The sequence below is a fragment of the Vibrio sp. 10N.222.55.C6 genome (genome assembly GCF_041473395.1).
Taxonomy (GTDB): domain Bacteria; phylum Pseudomonadota; class Gammaproteobacteria; order Enterobacterales; family Vibrionaceae; genus Vibrio; species Vibrio crassostreae_C.
Genome location: NZ_JBFRSD010001240.1, coordinates 1 through 461, shown reverse-complemented (window position 1 = coordinate 461; position 461 = coordinate 1). Strand labels below are relative to the sequence as shown.

At 43.0% G+C, this 461-nt stretch carries 1 protein-coding gene; it reads right to left on the bottom strand.

What is annotated here, in order from left to right; translation table 11 throughout:
- Positions 1–359 (bottom strand): cytochrome c peroxidase (locus AB4486_RS28365; RefSeq protein WP_372120167.1); only part of this gene is annotated, 359 nt, incomplete at its 3' end.
- Between the last annotated feature and the right edge of the window lie 102 nt (positions 360–461).

Sequence of the window (461 nt, the reverse complement as noted above, 5' to 3'; positions counted from 1 at the left end):
GGAATTACCTCTGCGCCGTTGGTTTGCAGGCTATGACAACTTTCACAGCTCACACTGCGGTTAGAAGAAAGGTTCGGGTCTTTAAATAGCACCCAACCAATTTTGGCCAGCTCATGATTTATCTCGGGAGAGTTTGGAATCGGAGATATGGGTTGGCTTGAAGCGACGGTTTTATGTGCGTGCTTTTCTTCGGAATGGGCGGAGTGCCCTGAAGAGTGATAGTCACCATGATTGCTTTCATGGGCGTGATTTTTTTTGTGTTCGAACGAGGTGTGCATTTTTGAAGAGGCCGCGTCATAAACTAGCAAAGCGACTGAAACGACAATGATGCTTATTCCTGCTAAATATGGCGTTTTCATAACATTAGTCCATCTAGTTTGACAATTATGGCAACTCAGAATCCTTCTGATATCACCTTCATTTTACTTTCCAATGATAGGTGTTATTTATAAAGCTAGTTG